Here is a 22,628-nt window from a genome sequence, read left to right as displayed (position 1 = left end):
TCTTTATAATGTTACTTGTCTAATTTGTGATCTTTGAATTTCTTTCTTCCAAAGAGTGCAATACCAGCAAGTGCCATTGTTAATAATCCATATAGTGATGTTGTATTTGTTCTGTCTCCAGAATCTACATCACCTGCATCATTTCCTGGAGTGTTTGTGTTTCCTCCTGGTGTTGTTCCACTACCATTGTTTTCACCATCTCCACCTGGATTTGGTGTAATTGCAGCTAAATCATTAACTGCTTTTTGTAGTCCTTGTACAGCTGTATCTACTTCTGTTTGTGTTGCATTTGTATTTTCAAGAACGCTTGTTGCATATGCCAACGCTCTTTGTAATCCTTCAACTGAACTTTCTGTATATCCACTTAGGTTTAGTGCTTTTACTTGTTCAATAAGCGATTTTAACGCACTTGTATCTGCTTTTAATTTTGCTTGTAAACGAACCGTTTGAAGTGCAGTAGTTGCATCATCAAGTTCAGTTTGTTGCGTTGCACTAGCCAATACTGTTTTTGCTTGATCTACTGCTGCTTGTAGTCCAGCAATTGAGTTTGGCATATATGCCTCACTTGTTGCTAGAATTGTTTCACTAAGCGCAATCTCATTTTCAAGTGCACTTGTATCAAGTACCACACGAGCTTCTAAGTTTTCTACTGCATCATATAGTGCTTTGTATGCATCTTCAATACTTACTTGTACTTTTGCTTCATCAGCAAGTACGGTTTCAGCTTGTTCAATTGCTTTCTGTAATACATCATAGCTTTCTTCTGTGTAGTAATCTGCGCTTATTAATTTAGCAAGAGCTAATGTTTCTTCAAGTTTAGCACGGTCAATTACTTCTTCATCACCCATTACCGCAACTTTAATATCACCAATGAGTGTCATCATTGTATCAGTATCTTCACTACTTGAGGCAAGTAACTCTTCTGCTTCAGCAATTAGTTCACTTAGTGATCCTGCACGTTGTACCGTACCTGCTTGTTCATCTTTAGCCACATCAACTACAAGTCCTAACATATCACGAACAACACTTGCATCATTTACGTTAGTTGTACGTGCATCTACTATATCAAATAGTACTTGTAATACCTTTGTTGATGATGTTTCTTGATCGTCTTGCGCTAATAAGGTCTCTGCCTTTTCTAATAATTCAGATAATGAAGATGTTGCATTTACATCATTTTTATTCATGTTTTCTTTACATGATTCAACAAGCGTCTCTAATGTTGTTAAGGCAACTTTAGATGCAACTTTATCTAAACCTTCTTGAGCAATTTTTAATATAGAAAGTGCAGATTGAATTTCTTCGATACTTGCATCACTTTCTACTGTTTTAGCAAGTGCAAGTGCATCAACTAAATTGCTCCATGAACTAGTCGTATATGTACCATCATTACCAGCATCAACAACTGTATTTACTTCACTGATTGCTTGTTCTAAATCCGCATAACATACTGGTGCTGTACCATAGATTGATAATTCTGCAATTGAAGCGTATTTGTTTGCTTGATCTTCAGAACTACCAATAGATTCTAAAGCGATGAATTTCACATAACGCGCTTTTACTTGATCAAACTTGATTTCTTTTGCAATTGCACGATCAATCAATCCATCTTTATCAGTGGCAAAACGACCTTCTACAACTTGATAGAAATCTAAATCATCAATTGTTAGATTATCACCAGTTGTTGTACTTACTTCAACACGGTAATGAGAAATTGCCCCATTTTTGCTGTTTTGACGAGCTAGCATATCAACTTGTTCAAGCGTATATTCTTTACCTAAATCAACAACAATGTATTGAGGAAGTGTATAACCTGAACCATAGTTTGAATGCCAGTATGTGTTTATATCGCCATCAAATGCTAAATCCCCGTGCTCTTTTTCTGCTGAAGAAAAACTTGTTTCATAGAACAGTGTTGCATTACTTAAATCAATTAGGTTTGTACTTGATGGTTGATCCTCATTTGAACCAATAAGTTCAAGAGTTTTCATAGCATTTACGATTTGAATCGTTAATGCGTTAACTTCAGCTTGACTTGGATTGTTAGCTAACAATTCTTTTGCTTGATCAACAAACACTTTTACACTATTGTATGAAGCTGTTGTATACAGTTGTGGTGCAAGTGCATCAAACACTTCAATTTGTTTAAGAATTTCTGATGTGTCAACACCTGGAATCACTTGAACTTCACGAGTTGCTGTAAACGCTCCATCAACACTTGTTGCTGTTAGTGTTACACTTCCTTCTTTGATTGCGCGTAATACATATGCATAGCTGTTTGCTAATGGTATTTTTTCTACACGCACAGTTTCTGGATCACTACTTGTAATTTCATACAATCCATTGGATACAGTTGTTGGTAATACTGTTGCTGAAATATCAGCTGTTGAACCGATATACATTGATGTTAATGCATCTTCGGCAAATTCGATACCAGTTGCTGGAACAGTCGCATCACTAATCATTTCAATTTCATATAGCGATAGCATACGGTTGGTTTCCTCTCCGACATTTACACCTTCTGCGATTCCTGCAGTTTCTAGTGGTGTAATCACAATACGATCAACACTTGTTGCTTTCTCAGGAATTGCGAATGTTAATTTTGAAATGCTTTCTGCATTTTCAATGATTCCCAAGTCATACTCTTTATCACCTTCATATGCTTTCGCTTGAATTTTCTTGATTGTTCCATTGCTTGATTTTCGATTGTACACTGTAATTTGTTTTACTGGTTGTGCTTTATCAAGCGTGAATTCCATATCTAAAGGAACTTTTACATATTCTGCGATACTTGTAGGTCCAGTAAACCATTTGAATTCAGCAAGACTTCCATTTGTATCACCATCAAAGAATAGTTCTTCCCAGTTACTTTGTTGCCACAAGTCATCACCAGGAATATTTGATTTCACATCATTTGAGAATGTGATTGATGCAAAATCTTCAGCATCTAACACATTCACTGAATCTGGTAATTGTGGTGTTTGACTATCATCAACTAGTGCATCAACCTTACTTAAATCTTGCCCTACAAGAATTGCTCTTGCTAAACTTTGATTCCATGTAAAATCTGCATTAGCTGTGAACGTGAATGTAGCTACATTTGTTGAACCATTAATAAGTTCTTGTTGCCCAACATTAGAGAAAACTACATAATTGTCAACTGAATGATCCGAGTGTTCTCTAATTTTCGAGAAGTTTTTCATCGCAAGTGTTGCTACACTAGGTTGACCTGGTTTATCAATTGTAAGTAGACTTTGATCAACTGCAAATTCAACGGAGAATGCATTTACATTTTTCAAGCCAATTCCATATACATCAACACTAACCGTATCACCCTTTTTAATATTTGTACTTGATGGCATTAACATAAGTTTTCCATCAACACCTTGTGCTGGTTTTGTAATTGGTGTACCAACTTGCTTGCTAACAAATGATAAATCTGATGCATCAATAATGTCGTTGCCATCAAAGTTTCCTAAGTTTGATACGTATTCCCAATCTTTATCTACAGTTGTTAATCCAATGTAGTTTTCATAAAATGTTAAATCATTTTCATCAACTGCTCCAGAGTTATTTACATCTCCTACAAGTTGACCATCAGTACCTTCAACTTTGTATGGTTGAAGTTCTGAAGCTGAGAACATTCCACCTTTTGATTCAAGAACACTTAGTTTCAAGAAACGTATCTTTTTATTGTTTAATGGAATTTCTTTAATATCTTCATCGTCCATGCTTGTACTGTATGTCCAAGCATCATTTGCATTACCATCCCATACTTTTTCGTATGTCACACCATCTAATGATGCATATACATCCATGCGTAAGACAGTTCCGTTTCCTTTGTTGTCCATACGTGGCTGGTATGTGAATTTGTCCATGGTGTAGGCTTCACCCATATCTAAAACCATCATTTGTTCAGGTGTAACCGCACTTGTTGAGTGGAACATTGTACCTTGATCAAAATCGAAGGCATTTTTCACATCTCCCCAACTAGCTCCATACTCCCAAGTTACATCAATATCACGAACAACATTGCGGTAACGATCCACGTTTGTACGAATGGTTGCTACTTCACTCCATGGTGAATATCTATTTCCAATTCTTGCACGAACGCGTAAATTGTAGTCTGTATCATATGTTAAGTTTGTTGCTTCATATTTTGCTGAAGGGAAATCTACATATACTCCATCAAAGATTTCAACATCATATCCCGTTGCTCCTTCAACTTCATCCCATGTAGCAGTAAATGAAACATCTGTAATGTCTTCCCCTTGAATATTAGTTGGAGCTGCAATACTTTCATCCAACTCATCTTTTTGAAGTCCTTGATCATTTGCAAATCCATCAACTACAACTGTGTAATCATAGTTGTGAATACTTACTTTCTCAGTTGATTTTACATATAACTTTGGTGCTGTTGTTTCATCAGTATTTTCGTAAGTAGAACCTTCTGAAGCAAACTCTTTCACAAAAATACTTGGGTTTTCATCATAGAAGTATACATTTCCTGTAGCAGAATCATATGCTTCTTTTGAATCAACACTAGTGAAAGTCACATCCTTACCCGCAACATTTCCAGTTACACCTTTAGGTGCTTGTGAAACATTTACGATAAATTCGTTAGAACGTTCATCGATCATTCCTTCATATGTACCTTCAGTTTTATTTGCTTTTAGTGTTGCCACATCACCATCTACTTTACTTGTTAGTAGTGTAGTTGAACCAGCACCACCTAAAGTGATTCCATCATCTTCATATACTTCGAATTCTGTATTTCCGTATGGATAGAATTCTGCGCGACGAATGGAACGATCCAATCCATCTGTGTTTGTATCACTTTTTGCAACTGGGTTGTTATTTTCAGCATACATTGGAATGATTGCACCATTTCTTACGAATAGTGGTAATTTCCAAATTGGAGCATCAAAGTTATTAATAATGCGTCCACCTTCATATTGTTTACCTGTGAAGTAATCAATCCATACATCACTTGTTCCTGGCAGATAAATTTCATTACGAATATCATTTCCATTTTCATCCGCATTTGTATTTTGATAAATTGGTGCAACGACAAAGTTATCACCCCACATATATTGGTATTGTGTTTTATCACTATACGTGTATTTATTTGCCTCTTCTAAGAACATCGCACGAATCATTGGTAAACCTTTGTTTGCTGTTGCTTCGTGAGAAATTGTGTTGTTGTACGGCATTAACATTGCTTTTAATTTTAAGTATGAACGGTTAATTGATGTACCATCTTCACCTAAAGCCCATGGTGATTTTTGGTTTGATCCCCAACCATCCATGTCTAACATGTATGTTGTAAATGCTTTCCATTGGAAATCACGTGTCCAAATCGTTGGATTTTTTCCACCGAAGATTCCATCCATATCACTTCCGACATTTGGTTGTCCTGATAATGCAGTACCTACATAAGTTGGAATGTGGAAACGAATGTATTCCCATTGTCCTCCTGATTGATCACCTGTCCAAATACCTGCATAACGTTGTGTTCCAGCCCAACCATCTAATGAAACGATGTTTGCTTTTGATCCAGATTTGCTTGTAATCGCATCGTATGCAACGCTTACTCCATTTAGAGCCATAGAGTATCCTGCACCTACCCATGCAACATCGGTTTTTACAGCGACAACTCCCGCTTCTACTTCTTTGTAGATATCACGGTCACCCTTCACTGGGTTGTTTTCATCAACTGGCCATAAGTTTGACTGTGTCCATAAACCCGTGTGGATACCACTATCGATTGCATTGTCTGCAAACTCTTTTAAGTTCTCCACGTCTCCATCAAGGCTTGTTGTTTGACCATATCCACAACCATATCCATCATTTGGTAAAAACCAACCAAGTGGCATATCATTATCTTTATGATCTTGTATAATTTGTTCTGCTGTTGTTTCAGCAGATCCATTTAATGTTTCTTTTACACTTCCATCTGTTTCATTTGAACTTTCTTTGTACCATTTGCTACCAAGCTTAACAGCTCCACTTGTTCCTTCTGGAACTTCTTTCCAGTAGTCACGGTTGTAACAGTTTAAGTGTCCTAAATATGAAGCATATTCAGGTAATTCTGCTGGAGATCCAGTTAAATCATAATACCCTTCTAATATTTGTTCAGGTGAATCCCCAACAAAATAATATGCATCATATCGTTGTTCATTGTGTTTTGTTGTAATTGTGGAAGTTCCTTGTGAATCAAAATCATAAGTTCCTGGTTTCCACGTATTACGAACTACACCATATCCTTTCGTAGACCAATAGAATGGGTTTGGACTTGCAACTCCTTTGTCCACCCAGTTATTTGTATTCTTTACTTCAATCACTTCACCCTTATGTGAAAAGCGACCATTTTGTGTCCCACCACCAAAGTAATACTCATCTTCTGAAGTTTTTAATGTTTGGTACGTACTACCGTTTTTATAACGTAACGGTTCAGCTTCTTCCCAAACAATCTCCCCATCAGCCTTCGTTAATTTCATAATTGAATTTTCTTTGTTAATTTCTAATGTTAACGATTCTGTCTTAATTTGAATCGTCGTATCATTTTCGATCACAGTTGGTTCTACTTTATTTTTTTCATAGAACGCATCATCTGAAGCAACTGTAATTGTTGCTTTGTGATCACTTGAGTTTGGTGTCGGATATTCTTTAAAATCCTCACCAACAGGTGCCATATATAATCTAAATAGATCATTGCTTAAAAATGTAAAACGTATTTTCTCACCTTCAACAAGTTCCAAGTCAACCTTATTTTTATCTTTTGACAATGAACTTACACCACTAATAAAAGTATACCCCTCGTTATCCGATGCAACTGCTTGAATAGATTCTTTCGCATTCACATGTACCGGTAAAGAAGTCAATCCACCTAATACCATTGATGCAGTAAGTGAGACCATTCCAAGTTTCTTTACTATATGTTTCATTTTATTCCTCTTTTTATATTTTCACTTCACAATTGTTGCCCCTTTATTCACACTTGTGTCATTACTCATGTTGCGCTATAATCATCCCTCCTAGTTTATGTATAGTAACCTGTCTCAAGTAGATACACTTACAAGTGTAAGTGCTTTCACTACCATGCACATTATATGACTATAAAATATAACCGTATTTAGATTTTTTAACATTCCGTTTGTAGTTTTTAATTAATTATATTATTGAATTATTTAAAAATATTGTTTATTTGTAAGAATCATGAAATAAACTCACCGTAGCTTCACACAAATCATGCGAAAAGACGATCTATCATCTGATAAATCGCCCATTTCTTAATTAGTAACACAATCAATATTTACTTTGAATTTCTATACTTCTTTTTTCCTATAATCGCAATCGTTCCTAGTGTGATTATTAATAACGCAATCATAATGTTTACGTTTGTTGCATCACCAGAATCTACATCTTTTGATGGGTTTGTAACCGTTGTATTGGTATTTCCACCACCATTATCATGTGGCTTATTATCACCATCTGTTGGTTTGTCAGGATCAATAGGTTTTGGATCTGTTGGTTTAACTTCTAAATTATCAATTGCTGTTTGTAATTTAGTAATGACTTCTTGTACCTGAGATGCTGTAGCATTCTTATCATCAAAGATTTTTTGAGCTTCTGCATATGCAAGTTCAAACACATAGTAAGTCTCTAATGTATATTCGCTTGAATTCACATATTTTTTTGCCTCGGTCAATAGTGTATCTAATGCATCTTTATCCACTGGTAAATCAATAACAACCAAATCTCTAATTGCTGTTTTTAAACTATCTGTCATAGTATCAAGTTCACTTTGATTTATACTTACTTGTGCAAGTAAATCTTCTGCTTCTTTGCATAATACAAGTAATTTATTCCAAGATTCTAATGTATAATCTTCACCATTCAGCAATTGAACTTCTCGAATTTGGTCTATCAATGATTGACGATTTAATACACTTAAGTTATCAATTGCATCTTTTAGGATCGTTACCATTTCATCAATTTCATTTTGATTTAAGCTGACTTTATTATAAACAGCATTAGCAAGTTCTACTTTTTCTTGAAGTACTTTCCATGAATCTTTCGAATACGTTGATTCGACTAGTTCATTAATTTCATTCAATGTATTTCCTAATTCTTCACGATTAAGATTTACTTTTTGCGTAATTGCATTTAATAAATTTGTCGTTGCTAATTCTATCTCATCCATTGATGTGCTCGTCTTATTGATTTCTATTGCAATTGCTAATGTATCTTCAATTGCCTTCCATGAGTCTTTTGTATAGTCTTTTTCATTTAAGCTACTTGCTAAAGCAATTGCTTCAATTAACGCATCTTTATTGTACGTTACAATTTCATCCTTAAACACTTGAATTGCTGTTTCTAGTGCTGTAGTTATTTCATCAATTTCTGTAGCAGTTTTTGTTTCATCAAATTCTTTTTCCGCTTTAGAAATTGCATCAACTAGTGTATCCATCGTTTCTTTTGATACATTTCCAACATTTGCCCCTACTGTTGTGTTGTCTTTTAAACTTTGGGCAATTGCAAGTTGTGCTTTGTATTGTCCAATACTATCTAATTTGGCAATTGCTTCGATTTTGATATTTCTTAACGTTTTAGTTGCTTCATCTAGTTGACTTTGCTTTACAACTTTTTCATCATAAACTGCTTTTGCATTTGTATATGCCAATTGAAGTGCTTCATCATTTTTCAGTTCATCTGTTTTTAATAATGCTTTTACTTCTATTAATTCAACAAGTAAAGTTGTGCGATCAATTGTCACATACGATTTTAAGAATGTCGCATATGCATCTTTCAGTGTTTGCATATGTGTATTTACTTCTGCAGTGTTTAATGAACCAGTTAACGCATCTTTAATCGTCGCTATGATTCCATCTAATGCGTCTTTTGCTTGTACTGAATAATTTCCAGAATATTCACCAACTGTAACTTCAGATAAAGCTTTCACAATTGTATTTACATATGTTTCTAATTCTTGATTTGCATCCATTTTGTATAAGTTAAAATCATGCAATTCAACAGTTTCATTTAAAAGGGTTAAACGTACTTTATTTGTAAGAACTGGACTGAAACGAGATACATGTTTTTTACTTACAGCAATATTGTTTGATTCATCATCAAGCATATTCCATGTCTCTGTTTTCGCATTACTTGCATACTCAACTTTGTATTGAAGCGCCGTCGTTGCATCTTTATATAATTCATAAGCATAGATATCAACTGGTTTTTCAAATGTAAATGTCAATTGCTTTTCACCTGCATCATTGAAACTTACAAATGTGTTGTAATCATTATCAACAAGTTTATCTTTATCCAGATCACTTAACGTAATATTTGAATCAATGCTTGCATTTTGCGACATGCTTGTTGGTTTTGTAAATGCTTTGATTTCTGCCAATGCTGGTGAAGCTAAATAGAAATTTCCACCAGGCGCACGTCCTTCAATCACAACATGTATTTTACTTCCCTTAAGGCTTGTTGGAATACTATACATAGCATCTAAATCATCAGTGTTATCAAGTTTATCTAGAATTGTTGTTTTCTTTCCACTTTCATCTTCTACTTCAACTTTGAACTTGAAGCGAATTCCTGCTTTTTCAAAATACACTTTAACTTCATTAATATCTTGTTGTTTTCCTAAATCAACTGTAAATGTAGTTGGGAATACATCCGTTCCAATATTTTCCAAATCTCCAATATCGTCATTTGTAAGACGACTTGTTTCATACGTTTTTTGTGAGTTACTAACAATACCCGTTTTTCCTGCTGCGATATTATCGCTTGTAAATGTAATTTCTTTTTCTTGTAAAATTCTTACTTCTGCCAATGCTGGCCATGCTCCAGGAAAGTCTCCGCCAGACGCCTTACCATTGATTTCAACAATTACTTTTTTTACATTTGCATGAACTCCAATTTTATACATATGATCTAAGTCATCTGTATTCTCACTCATATCTTGTACAACTGTACGATTTCCATTTCCATCTTCAACACTCACTTTGTATTTAAAGCGAAGTCCTCTTTTTTCAAAGAATAATTCAACAATATCTACTCGTTCTTCTTCACTTAAGTCAAATGTTAATGTAATTGGATATGATTCGCCATTATTAACCCATAAGGTATCAAGCTTGTCATCGATTAATTTATCCGGACCTTTGCCACCTTGAGAATTTTTATTTGATGTAGCAGTTGATGTAAGTGCTAAGTTTACATAATCGATTTTTGGTTGCGCTTTTCCATAAACAATAAGTTCTGTTACTTCTGGAATAATTGTCGTATCACTTGTTGAGAATGTAAAACGAACTTGACTTCCAATTCCACGATAATCAATTAAAGTTTGGCTTGTCATCAACTCATCACTTTGACTTGCAACTATCGTCCACTGTCCATCTTTTAATACTTCAACCGTATATGCATACGGGAATCCTCCAGCTAGTTGTGGTAAAGAAATCTCCATTCCATCAATACTTGACTCTGCTTCCAAGTCAACTGTTAGTGTAAATTCACCTTCATTTGTTGTTGCTTTCCATGGAGTATTTTTATTTCCATCCGTAAGATTACTTGTTTGATTTTCTGATGATGTTGCTACTGATGAAGTTACATTTTTACCAAGAGCAATATTCTCTTTCTCTTCAACTTCACCTACAATTGTTTCTAAAACATCCAAACTATAATTCTCACAAGCTTTTAGTGCCAACTCTTGTAAATCTAATGTAGATGATTCTGTTGCATAGTTATTTCCTTCATCACTTTTTTGATTTACCCATTTCCATTCCATCATGAACCAATCGCGATTTACTAAATTTGTGCCATTTTCTAAATTCGCTCGTAAATCATTCACCCACGTTTCCCATCTTGGATAATAGTAATCCTTTGTAAGTCCAGCCCACTGACGGTTTGAATAATCTTTCAATCCACCACTATTTGCATTTTTCTTTCCACCCCAAGTTGTAATTAGGCTTCGCGCATTAAATTCAAACAAGTCTTTTGTCCAATCATCAGCATTACTTAACATACTTCTTGAGTCCTCAATCCAGTTTCCTACCAAGAAATCATCATTTGTTGATAACACTTGATCTTGAAGTTGAATCATTTCTAAGAATTTTTCTGATACTGTATAAAATTTCTTACTGTCTTTTTCGTTATATGCACTCACCATCGCTTTATGGTAATCTTGTGCTGAATTTGCAATAACTTGACGTGTAATATCTGACAAGTCATATAAGAATGCAGGGCTATCTTTGAATTCATCATAATTTCTAGCCATTAAATATACAGCTTTTTCAAGTTCTTTTTTATCATAGTTAATTGTGCTATGACCCCAAGTAGATGCAGATGTAAAGTTCATAGTTGGTCGAGCGTTAATTACAGATTCTGCAGCCCCTTGATAATAACTATTCTTTTGGTTATATCCAGTGTCTAATAAAATATTCCAAACTTCTTCTATATCTGCGTTGGTTCCACCGTAGTTTCGTTCTGCATATTTTTGTACCCAATCACGATAGTCAATAGCATCTTTCGTCCAAGTCATATCCCATAACAATTCATACGCCATTGGAGAGTTTTCCAATGCCTCTGGTGTCATACCAATACCTTTCATATGTGATTTACTTGCATAAGCTTTCGGAATCTCATGTGCTAGTTTTGAAGGGTTTGCATCAAGCCCCATACGCCCCCCAAAGTTATGAAGCATATTCCATACCCATGGTATTTCATTTCTTTCCATAACATCTGATTGCGAATTTATTTCAGAAAATAAGTCTAATACCAATGCATGATCTTTTTCTTTAAGGCCTTGAAGTTTAGCATCTGACATACTTCCCTGCCATTGTTGGATTAGCCAAATTGCATCAGCATCATGCTCCATCATTTTCTTTTGAATAATTTCATAAACTTTTGTGACATTCATATCCCCTATTTTTCCACCTTCATGGAATGGATCGACAGCATAAATGTCACTCACATCACCAAACAAATCTTTTTGCGCTTGATAGAATACATCTGCCATCTCATCAAAATAGTCTTTTCCACTATTTACATATGTTGCTAACATATCTGGGCGTATATATCCACACCAATCACCTTGTGCAATAACTGCAGCATCAGTAAATTTAGATTTGAAATTACTTGGAACCATTCCAGAGAATCCACTCAAGACTGGTGTAATTCCATAAGTCTGCATACGATCATGCATTTGTCTTCCTAACTCGACACGATTTTCAAACCAATTATCAGGCAATGGTCCTCCATATCCTGTCATGTTTTGCATGTAGTACCATGCAAAGTATCCAGGGCCTGAAATGTATTCTTTTATCTCTGTATCTGAATATCCATATTCTTTTAATGTTCGTCTTACAACTTCTTCTTGTCCAACAATATCAAGAACTGTATTGATTCCTGACATTGCTGCCCAATCCAAAAATGCCTCATATTCATCCCAATCCCAGAAAGCCATTGTATAAGAATACGTACAGAAATTTAACGCATAACGATAGTCATATTCTGTTTCTTTCACAATTTTCGATTCAACTTGAGGTAACACAGTTGGCATTTGTAATTGAGAAGCAAATATTGGATTATAATTAACTTTACAATAATTGCGTAAGTAATAATTAAATCCCGAAGCCATTGCAATACCATTATTTCCACGAATGACAATCGTTCCATCTACACCATTTTCTATTTCAAAAATATCATTTCCATCATTATCTGATGTCATTTCAAATGTAAATGATGATTTCCATTCTTCACCAATTACACGTCCAACAAGCTCTGTCATTTCTTGTGTTGTTTTTTGACTTGCATATGTACTGTCAGATGCAACTTTATCATACTCTGCTTTCCACTTTGTATCCTCAAAATTCGATACTTTGATTTCATCGACTTCTTTACTTGCATCACCAATACGATTTCCATAAACTTCTACTTCTGCTAGATTCCCCTCTAGCATAGTAGAATTGTAACTAAGATTAATACGAACAATACTTGCTTTTACTCCATCAAGCACATACGTATCACCTTCCTCTGTTGCCTTACTTGTATCATTTTTAAATGCAACTTTCTGAAAAGTTGATCCTGTTTCAGATACATAAATTTGATAGTTATAGTATGCCCCAATCTTATTAAATATTTTAATTTCACTTAATTCGTATAGACCATCTAATTGCAGGTCAATATTTCTATAATGATCCTCTTGGGAATTTGAAGCAGGTGTTTGATAATATGTTTCTTTATCACCATCTACTGCTAAATCAGCGGTTTTCCCTTCTGAACTTTTTCCCGTTGCAGTAATATTTTCAATCTTACTTTGAGAAGCTTTTAGTGATACTTCTTTAAAACTTACCAAGCTTAGCGCCATAAGTGCAGAAAACATTACACATAATACTGTCCGTAGTTTTGGCATATAATCCTCCTCTTTTTAGTATGCGCTTACATTATATAAGGTAAAGTGTAGCAATTTGCTACAAAAATTAGCAATTTAATACACTATACTTTTTGCTTGTATTCCATCGGTGTTATCCCAGTTACTTTCTTAAAAACCTTTGTAAAATAGTTTTGACTTTTAAACCCTAAAGCATAGGCAATTTCTTTTATTTTCTTGTCTTCAGATAAGAGTTTTTTCGACTTTTCTATACGAAGTTCTGTGACTAAATCTGTAAATGTCTTATGTAGATGCGTACTTAACAATCGACTGAGATAAAATGGTGTGACATCTAAATAACTTGCAACTTGACTTAGGGTAATGGTGTTTGTATACCTCAGTGAAATGTATGCCACAGCTTTTCTAACCAATGTATGTGATGAAATATCATTTCTTGTCATAAAAAATAAATTTTCAACTAACATTTGTAACTGCTTATTCACATTTGAATACAATGTCGTTTCATGAATTGTAATCGGACAATCTAAATCATCTATTGTGATTTTTGCATTGAATTCTTTGTTCACCGTACAAATAAGAATCGTTTGAAAATCCTTTAAAACCTGTACAAGTGCATGTGCATCATAATAAATAATTTGCATGTAAAATGAATCAATCTTTTCCTTAATTGTTGCAGCATCAAGTTTCACAAAATCGTGAACTAACGTTTCACAAAATCTCTTTACATCAAAGACTTCATTAACATCCACTTGCTGGGTACTTGCTTTCAGTGTAATTGCATTTCCCATTTGCTGAATCGCAATAAGAAACGATTGATGATATTCATCAACACTTTTTGCGATAGTTCCAATTCCAACACTTTTATGATTTCTAAAAAATCGATTCAAGTTCACTTCCATTTGCATTCTTTCGTCTTCATCTATTGCTTTTACACTTAGTACGAAAATAATAAGATACCCATAATAATTATCTTTCATGCAATAGTAACCAAGTTCTCTAATCTCTTTTATATATCGTAATGCAACTGATTTTATTCCTTTAACATTTTTCAGTACAATAGCAAATCCATCTTTAGGAATAATGTTCAATAAACGAAATACTCGTTTCAATTCTTCACTGGTTGAGTTTTCAACAATTCCTTGAATACAATCACTTTCTAAAATGGGTTTCATCGCTTCCATTTTTGACACGAGTTGACTAGCTTGCGTATCATTATTTGCTTTATGTCGAATCGTATCTAATACTTGTTGTATGCTATTGCATAATGTATCATCTTGAATTGGTTTAAGTAAGAAGTTTTCTACACCCAATTTGATTGCTTCATGTGCATATTCAAAATAGTTATATGAAGTTAAGACGATGCAACTTGTTTGTGCATTGTCTTCTTTGATTTTCGCTAGTAATTTTAGTCCATTCATACCTGGAATATTAATATCTGATAAAACAATCGTAGGCTTATACTTGTAATAATTTTGAAGCCCTTCAATTCCATTACTTGCATGATAGACCTCTAACGAATGTGAAAATCTCTCTTTAAGTAATCGAACAAGTGCTTGTCTTTCAATTTCTTCATCCTCAATCACTAATATGCGAAACATAGTCATCTTCATCCACCTCTATTTCTATACATACTTCAAAGCCACATTCTTCATAACTTTGAAAATCAACATTTGCGCGAATTCCATATAATCTACGGATTCTCTGAATCACATTATATAAACCAAGTCCGCTTTTACGATCAATCTTCTTGAAATCATTAATCACGAGTTTCTCTAATAATAATGTATCCATTCCAACTCCATTATCACTAACACAAATATATAATTTATCTTGAAAGTAAATTTGAATATGAATTTCACCATCTTTCATCGTATCCTTTAATCCATGAATAACAGAATTTTCCACCAATGGTTGAATCAAAAGTCCAGGTAAAGGTATATTGGGTATCCGCTTATCAACTTCTAAAACAAACCGAATACGATTTTGAAATCTTTTTTCTTGAATATAAATATAATTGCGAATCGATTCAATTTCGGACTTTAAATCACTCATATGATTTGCATTATCCAACGCATAGCGAAGAACCTCACTTGTTTTTGCGACAATATCACTTGTTACATGTGCTTGTTCCTTCTGAGCAGTTTTGAATATAACATTCATTGTATTAAATAAGAAATGCGGGTTTATTTGGTTCTGTAGCATTCGTAATTCACTTTGTGCAAGTAATTCATCTTTTTTAAGATTTTCCTTTTCTTGAGCAAATAATTGCTGCTGAAGATATAACTTATCCTTTTCATTTTGCATATTACTTTTTACTTTACTTGCCATATCCTCTAACGCTATACATAAAGTATCTATTTCTGCATAGTTATTAGAAATTTCAGATAAATCATAATCTCCTTCTTTTACCAATTTCATATTATTTATAATTGTATAGATTGGAGCAGTAATTGAATATACAATGTATCTTGCATATGATAACAGCACAAAAATCACAATCCCCGTCAATAACAAAGACGCAATAACTATCATTTGCTCATTACTTTCTATCTGAATAGTTTGTATAGCAACCTGCTTGTCTACGATATTATAGTAATCTGTAAACGTCTTCGTAATTAAGCGATATTCAGAATCGAATCTATTGTAACTTTCTGCGTATGAAGCATCATTTGTTTCAACAGCTTGAAATAATGTGCTTATAGATTTTTCATGCATCAAAACCATATTCTCCAACAAATGAAATTTCCATTTTGTTTGATCATTTGCTTGATCATATAGTTTTGATGCAAAATGTTTTGCCTGAATAATTGACTGCTCATATTGTTCTAAATTATTTGTGTTTGGAGCATATAAGTAACTTTTTACATTTTGATTTACATCTTCAATCTTTGAATAAAAACCACTTAGATTGCTATACATATGAAGTGTGTTGTCATACATATCTACAACTGTACGATTCATAAATAATACAAGTATTAGTAAAATTATCGATATCGTAACCCACACGATATTCAATTTCATTACAGAGCGCTTAAAACTTCTTTTTCTATTTGCTGACATCACTAAGTTCCTTTTTATAGGTTTGATAATTATCTTGGTTCACTAACATTAACTTAATACTATTGTTTCCTATGCTAGGGAGTTTCCCTGTCTTTTGAAACGCATAAAGTTGGTGAACTGCTTGATACCCATACTCATAAAATGAAGTGACTACACTTCCATCGATAATGCCATTTTGTATTCCTTCTATTGTTTGTGGCATATCATCTACACCATATACAAGAATTTGATCTTTTAAGTGTAAACTTTTTGCGACTTCACCACATGTAATTGCAGACTCTCCTGCAAAGTTAATAGCCACATTTACATCCGTTGACGCAAATACTTCTTGCCATTCTTGCTTTGCTCTAAGTGACTCTGATTTTGATTCACTGATTGACTGAATATGATATCCACCAGGATGCAATTGAAATACTTCCCTAATTTCTTGAATTTGCTTTTGAGCAATATCAAAATCTATCTCAGCAACCTGGATAGCTATTTTCAAGTGAGTTTCTTTTCCTAAGCGTTTTTCAATATCATTTAAAAGTAAATTTGCTTGTTTGTTAAAGTCTTTTCCCAAGAATGACAAACGATTTGAACTCTCCTTATCCGCATCAACAAAGACAAGTGGAACTTCATTCTCATTAGCATACATAATTGCTTCTTCGCTAATAACTCCTTGCGTGATAATACCGTGTGCACCTTGTAACACACCAATTCTCAACGTATCTTCCATTTCTGACAAACTTATTGTGGAAGGACCTGTCCATTCGCAATTTACATTCAACTCTTTACAAGCATCTTCAAAACCTGACTTTGCACTAAGCCAAACTTCATGATTTTTTAATGGTGTTGCAAACAAAAAATAATATTCTTCTGTTTCATTATTGCTTTTACTTGGCGTGCAAGACACTAGTAAAAGAATAATGAAAAAAATGACTTTTCTCATATTACCTCCAACTGGTTTGCACACATACTTATGAATTGTAATCTTTTGAAATTACACTATATTTTGAACAAATTGTCAAGTGTATCTGACTATTAAAACGCTACCGCGTGATCTCTACAATTTTGTACATTTCTAATATTTTAATACAGCCTTACTTAACTAAGTTTGATTAGTCTATCCTGTATATCAAAGACTATACAAAAAATCCCATTCATTTTGACGAATCAGGATAGTACTATTTTCTATGATTGCAGAAGATATTTATGTAAGCATTGCAACGCTTCCTTTATTGAAAGTAATCCATTTACTTTCAAGGACCAAAAAAAATCTTCATACACTATTATAATTACATAATTCGACTTTTTCTAATATTGCATTTGTTTAGCTAGTTAGAGCATCAATTTGTGTGATTCTTTTCATGTAGTTAGAAGATTTAATGAAATACTAAATAGTGTGATAAATAAAAAGCCAGAGTGATTAAAGTAATCAAACTGACTTAACATATTATTAGCTGAATCTATATAAAATAAATTACATACTTTCAGCAATTTTCTCTTTAACAAATGAGACAACTTCATTTGAAGCAATTTCTTCTTTTTCTGTTGTACGTGTTTTGAACTCCACAATACCTTCCCCAGCTTTTTTACCAACTGTGATACGTAAAGGAATTCCAATAAGTTCATTATCTTTGAATTTTACACCTACTCGTTCATCGCGATCATCATATAATACTTCAACACCTTGTGCTTGTAAGTCTTCATATAATGCATCCGCAAGTTTTACTTGTGCTTCATCTTTTAGATTCACGATAATGATTTCAACTTGATAAGGTGCGACACTCATTGGCCAAACAATTCCATTTTCATCATTGAACTGTTCAACGATCGCAGCCATACAACGTTGCACTCCAATACCATAACTTCCCATGACAACTGGGTGCAGTTTTTGTTCTTTATCAAGATAGTTGAAGTTCATACTTTCTGCATATTTCGTACCTAATTTAAATGTATTCCCAACTTCAATACCACGTGCAAAATTCAATTTACCACCACATTTAGGACATACATCTCCTTCATGTACACTTACGATATCTGCTTGTTTATATACATCAAAATCTTTTACGTTTACATTTTTGTAGTGGTGATCGGTTTTGTTTGCACCTGTAATAAAGTTTTTCATATTTGCAACTTCATTATCCATTACAACTTTAATTTCTAGACCGATTGGACCAGCAAATCCAACTTTTGCATGGGTTGCTTGTTCCACCTCATCAAATGTAGCAAGTTCCATTTCATTAGCACCTAGTAATTTAAGTACTTTTGTTTCGTTAAGTTCACGATCCCCTTTCATCAAGAAAGCGTATAGTTCACCATCTACATTGTAGATTAATGTTTTCACAAAACTTGTTACTGGTTGATTAAAGAATGCAGCAACTTCTTCAATAGTCTTCGCATTTGGTGTTTCTACCATTTCATAGGCAAGTTCTGCTTCATTACTTGGACCACCTTGAATTACAACTGGCGTAATTTCTAAGTTACTTGCTAAATCACATGAGTCACAAAGAACTACAGTGTCTTCTCCAATTTCCGTGATGGCTTGGAATTCTTCACTTAAAAGTCCTCCCATCGCTCCTGTATCTGCTTGTACAATTTTATAATTTAAATGCATACGATCAAAAATATTACAGTATGCATCAAACATCTTTTGGTAAGATACATCTAGTCCAGCTAAATCCACATCATATGAATATGCATCTTTCATTGTAAATTCACGTGTACGAATTAATCCATATCTTGGTCTAGTTTCATCACGGAATTTATTTTGAATTTGGTATAGGTTGTATGGAAAATCTTTATAACTTGATCCATCCATCATTCCAGCCATGGCAAATAATTCTTCATGTGTTGGACCTAAGACATAACGTTTATCATTACGGTCACGTAAAGCAAACATGTTTGAACCAAATGCTTCACGACGTCCACTGTTTTCATATACTTCTTCTGGGATAACCGTAGGCATCGTTAATTCTTGTGCCCCAGCTTTATTCATTTCATCACGAATGATGTCTTCAATTTTACGAATTACGCGTTGACCCATGGGCATTGTCATGTAGAACCCTGCACTACTTTTTTTAATCATCCCCGCACGGACAAGTAAATTTCCACTGCGGCTTTCTTCATCTTTACTATCCTCGCGGATCGTATAGAAGAAACTATTTTTTAGTCTCATAACAATTACCTCCTAATATACTTTTTCTCGCTTTGTCATAACTTTTCTTATCATATCATGTTTTTGCAGTTTTATATCTACTTTTGTGTATAAAACTTGCATTGGATTTCGTGCAACATCCACGATTTCTCCATCTTCATCATACAATGTATCAACTTTAAAATTAGTGTTATCTAAACTTGGTCCAAAAGCCTCTGCTTCATCACCAATCTTAAAATTATTACGCACTTCTAATTTTGCCATCTGTGTCTTTTGATCATAGTCAAGAACATATGCAATAAACTCTTGTGACACTCCAGCACCATTAACACCATATAGATGATCTTCCATCTTCGGTAAACCTGCATAGAAACCAGGTCCTGTTAAACGATTTTCTGCTTTGGCTAGTTCGCGAACCACCCAAGCAAAATCAGCATCTGTTAGTTGTCCAGTTTCTTGGTAAGTATCAATAAGTTTGCGATAACTACGTACCACAGTAGCTAAATAATATGGACTTTTCATTCGTCCTTCAATTTTAAAACTTGCAACACCTGCATCAATTAATTCTGGTAAAAAACGCATCGCATTCAAGTCTTTACTACTCATGGAGAATAGATGATCCTCTTTATAAATTGGAACATCTTTATCATAGAGTTTATATTTCCAACGACAGCTTTGTGCACATCCTCCACGATTTGCATCACGTAGTGTCATCGAATTGGACATCGTACATCTACCTGAATACGAAATACACATTCCACCATGAATGAATACTTCCACAGGAAGTTTTGCATGTTGCATCGTTGCTTTTACATCATCTAGTGTGCACTCTCTAGCAAGTACGACACGATTCATTCCTTGTTTTTCATAGAAATCAATAACACCACTATTGGTACTTGAGTGCTGTGTACTTACATGCACTTCCAAATTTGGTGCGACTTGCTTTGCTAGTTTCATGATATGAAAACTAGCTACAATAATGGCATCCACGCCTACCCGTTCTAAATCTTTTAAGTAAGCTTCTAGTCCTTCTAGATCTTCTTCGTGTGGCAACATATTTACCGTTACATGGACATGTGCTCCATGTGCGTGAGCAAACTGTACACCTTCTGCAATATCTTCAATATCAAAATTACTTGCACGTGAACGTAACGAGAACTTCTTACCACCTAGGTAGACAGCATTTGCCCCATAGCGCACGGCAATCTTCAGTCTGGCTAAATCACCAGCTGGTGCTAACAATTCAACCTTTCTCATTTTTTTGCTCCTGTCTTTGTATATAAAAATCCTTTGGTTATATTACGATCTTTTTGATTTCTTTCATACTCTTGATAAAATGCACGACCACTTTCAGGTTGTTCAAGTACATAACGATAGTCTTTAATGATTCGACAAAGTTCTTCTATTGTATAAAACATACTTTCAATTCGAAAATCATGCACACCTGCACCAACAAAATCTTCTATTTCTTCAAAGCTAGCAAGTGTAAATCCAGTGTACATATGTGTACCACTAACATCTTCAAATATTGGCATATGATCATCACGTTTTTCTTCAATCAAATACAAGTCTTTATTTTCATATACTTTATGTTCACTATCAATAAACTTCATATAGTTTGTAAGCAATGTCCGTTTTGAGTGCATCATACTCAGTCTTCCATGTATGATAACTTCAACACGACCTTGTACTTTAGAAGCAATAGATACAATATCCTCTAGTGTGATTTCACTAGCAAGTGTACACATTTGTAAGCCAAGATTTAAATACTCTTGCACATCCAAATGATTGGTTAGTAATGTGTCTGGATTGTAGATTAATAGAACTGTCATATCCAGTTTATTTGCTTGTGTATATACAGCTAAATCTGTAAAGTAAATACCATCAACACCTACTTCTTTAATAAAGGCAAGTTCTTCAAGCAATCGATCCAAATCACGTTCCATAAAGAATGCATTTACATTCACATAGAGCTTCATCCCCAATGCTTTGGTTAGTCTTCTAGCTTCCAGCAATTCATCATGACTTACATATATCGTTGAGGCAAAAGGAAAAGCATCAATCCCAACAAGAATTGATGTCGCTCCCGCTTCATTTAATTTTTCAATATCCGCCAATGTATAAGGCGAAACAATAATATTTTCTTTCATATTTGCTATACTATTATACTACAATCTATCTGTCAATTTTTAGGTTTTACCTTTTAATATAATTTAAATTATATATTTCACTCATTCGCATAAGTGAAGTTACAATAAGAACACATCATACGTTAGATATCTTATTAGTCTTACTGTAATTTTCAAAGAAATTGCACGGAAATCCAAATTCACTCATCATCAATAGTCAATCCTCGCGCTTTAAGGCGTTCAATTTGTTCATCCAAACTGAAAAAAGGCTTTAATTTACATTCTTCCTTATACAAAACAAAAACCCCCTTCAAGCAATCCTTTGCCATCCAGAGGTTTCTGCGCACTAGAAGCCCTTAGACAGACTAGCGCTTTCCTTGTTATGATTATATTAACAATCCTTATCTTTGTCAACGATTTTCAATACTTCCTGATTCTAGCATTTTGCATTATTATCATCAAATGCTTTTCTTACTGCTTTAGCAAGTTGATCTGTACAAGATGTTTGACGAATCCCACATAGATTCCCAAGTAATTTTTCTTCAATTAATTCAACACTTGTTCCATCTAATAATTTTGAAATAGCTTGTAAATTCCCATTACAACCACCTTCAAATTCAATATTACTTACTATATTCCCATCTAAATCAAAACTTATTTTCTGTGAACACGTATTTCGTGTTTTATATTCATAATGCATATTCATCCTCACTTCTTTTTCTCATAAATATAAATTTACTATACTTTGGCAAATTATCAATTGTTTTCTTACAAATTCTTGAATAAGTAAGATTTAGAACTATTCCATCTTCACCTGTAACTCAAATATCCAAAAATGGTGTTTGCTTTATTTAGCAAATACATTAAAATAACTGTGTAAATGGCCCAAAGAGGCAGAAAA

9 protein-coding genes are annotated in these 22,628 nt (G+C 34.0%); all 9 read right to left on the bottom strand.

Annotated elements, in window-relative coordinates; all coding sequences use genetic code 11:
- Positions 1-11: 11 nt before the first annotated feature.
- Entirely contained in the window at positions 12-6,947 is a 6,936-nt protein-coding gene (locus M2098_RS02000) for a discoidin domain-containing protein (RefSeq protein ID WP_280681258.1), read from the bottom strand.
- A gap of 368 nt (positions 6,948-7,315) precedes the next feature.
- Positions 7,316-13,420 (bottom strand): alpha-N-acetylglucosaminidase TIM-barrel domain-containing protein, encoded by a 6,105-nt coding sequence (locus M2098_RS01995; RefSeq protein ID WP_280681257.1) that lies wholly within the window; start codon positions 13,418-13,420, stop codon positions 7,316-7,318.
- An 83-nt stretch (positions 13,421-13,503) separates the two neighbouring features.
- Positions 13,504-14,997: a response regulator gene (locus M2098_RS01990; RefSeq protein ID WP_280681256.1), complete on the bottom strand. Its 1,494-nt coding sequence runs from the start codon at positions 14,995-14,997 to the stop codon at positions 13,504-13,506.
- Positions 14,975-16,459, bottom strand: coding sequence for a histidine kinase (locus M2098_RS01985; protein WP_280681255.1), 1,485 nt, complete (start codon positions 16,457-16,459; stop codon positions 14,975-14,977). Before M2098_RS01985 ends, M2098_RS01990 begins: the two co-directional genes overlap by 23 nt.
- Complete coding sequence (locus M2098_RS01980) at positions 16,446-17,390, bottom strand: substrate-binding domain-containing protein (protein ID WP_280681253.1); 945 nt, start codon at positions 17,388-17,390, stop codon at positions 16,446-16,448. The genes M2098_RS01985 and M2098_RS01980 overlap by 14 nt, the downstream gene beginning before the upstream one ends.
- A 531-nt stretch (positions 17,391-17,921) precedes the next feature.
- The gene (locus tag M2098_RS01975) at positions 17,922-19,619 is read right to left on the bottom strand and encodes a proline--tRNA ligase (protein WP_280681251.1); all 1,698 of its coding nucleotides are present in this window, start codon (positions 19,617-19,619) and stop codon (positions 17,922-17,924) included.
- A 12-nt stretch (positions 19,620-19,631) separates the two neighbouring features.
- Positions 19,632-20,855 (bottom strand): U32 family peptidase, encoded by a 1,224-nt coding sequence (locus tag M2098_RS01970; protein WP_280681249.1) that lies wholly within the window; start codon positions 20,853-20,855, stop codon positions 19,632-19,634.
- A complete protein-coding gene (locus M2098_RS01965) occupies positions 20,852-21,748 on the bottom strand; it encodes a peptidase U32 family protein (RefSeq protein WP_280681247.1) in 897 nt (298 codons plus the stop codon). Before M2098_RS01965 ends, M2098_RS01970 begins: the two co-directional genes overlap by 4 nt.
- 415 nt (positions 21,749-22,163) lie before the next feature.
- Complete coding sequence (locus M2098_RS01960; protein ID WP_280681246.1) at positions 22,164-22,427, bottom strand: TIGR03905 family TSCPD domain-containing protein; 264 nt, start codon at positions 22,425-22,427, stop codon at positions 22,164-22,166.
- Positions 22,428-22,628: the final 201 nt, after the last annotated feature.

The sequence above is a fragment of the Breznakia sp. PFB1-19 genome (genome assembly GCF_029893935.1).
GTDB lineage: Bacteria > Bacillota_I > Bacilli_A > Erysipelotrichales > Erysipelotrichaceae > Breznakia > Breznakia blatticola.
The sequence above is the reverse complement of the archived record's forward strand: the minus strand, read 5'-3'. Positions and strand labels throughout refer to the sequence as shown.

What these genes read in the sequence shown, in the direction of transcription:
- M2098_RS01995 (WP_280681257.1), bottom strand. Translation starts at nt 13,420, where the DNA reads ATGCCAAAACTACGGACAGTATTATGTGTAATGTTTTCTGCACTTATG.
- M2098_RS01980 (WP_280681253.1), bottom strand. Translation starts at nt 17,390, where the DNA reads ATGAGAAAAGTCATTTTTTTCATTATTCTTTTACTAGTGTCTTGCACG.
- M2098_RS01975 (WP_280681251.1), bottom strand. Translation starts at nt 19,619, where the DNA reads ATGAGACTAAAAAATAGTTTCTTCTATACGATCCGCGAGGATAGTAAA.
- M2098_RS02000 (WP_280681258.1), bottom strand. Translation starts at nt 6,947, where the DNA reads ATGAAACATATAGTAAAGAAACTTGGAATGGTCTCACTTACTGCATCA.
- M2098_RS01960 (WP_280681246.1), bottom strand. Translation starts at nt 22,427, where the DNA reads ATGCATTATGAATATAAAACACGAAATACGTGTTCACAGAAAATAAGT.
- M2098_RS01990 (WP_280681256.1), bottom strand. Translation starts at nt 14,997, where the DNA reads ATGTTTCGCATATTAGTGATTGAGGATGAAGAAATTGAAAGACAAGCA.
- M2098_RS01985 (WP_280681255.1), bottom strand. Translation starts at nt 16,459, where the DNA reads ATGTCAGCAAATAGAAAAAGAAGTTTTAAGCGCTCTGTAATGAAATTG.
- M2098_RS01970 (WP_280681249.1), bottom strand. Translation starts at nt 20,855, where the DNA reads ATGAGAAAGGTTGAATTGTTAGCACCAGCTGGTGATTTAGCCAGACTG.
- M2098_RS01965 (WP_280681247.1), bottom strand. Translation starts at nt 21,748, where the DNA reads ATGAAAGAAAATATTATTGTTTCGCCTTATACATTGGCGGATATTGAA.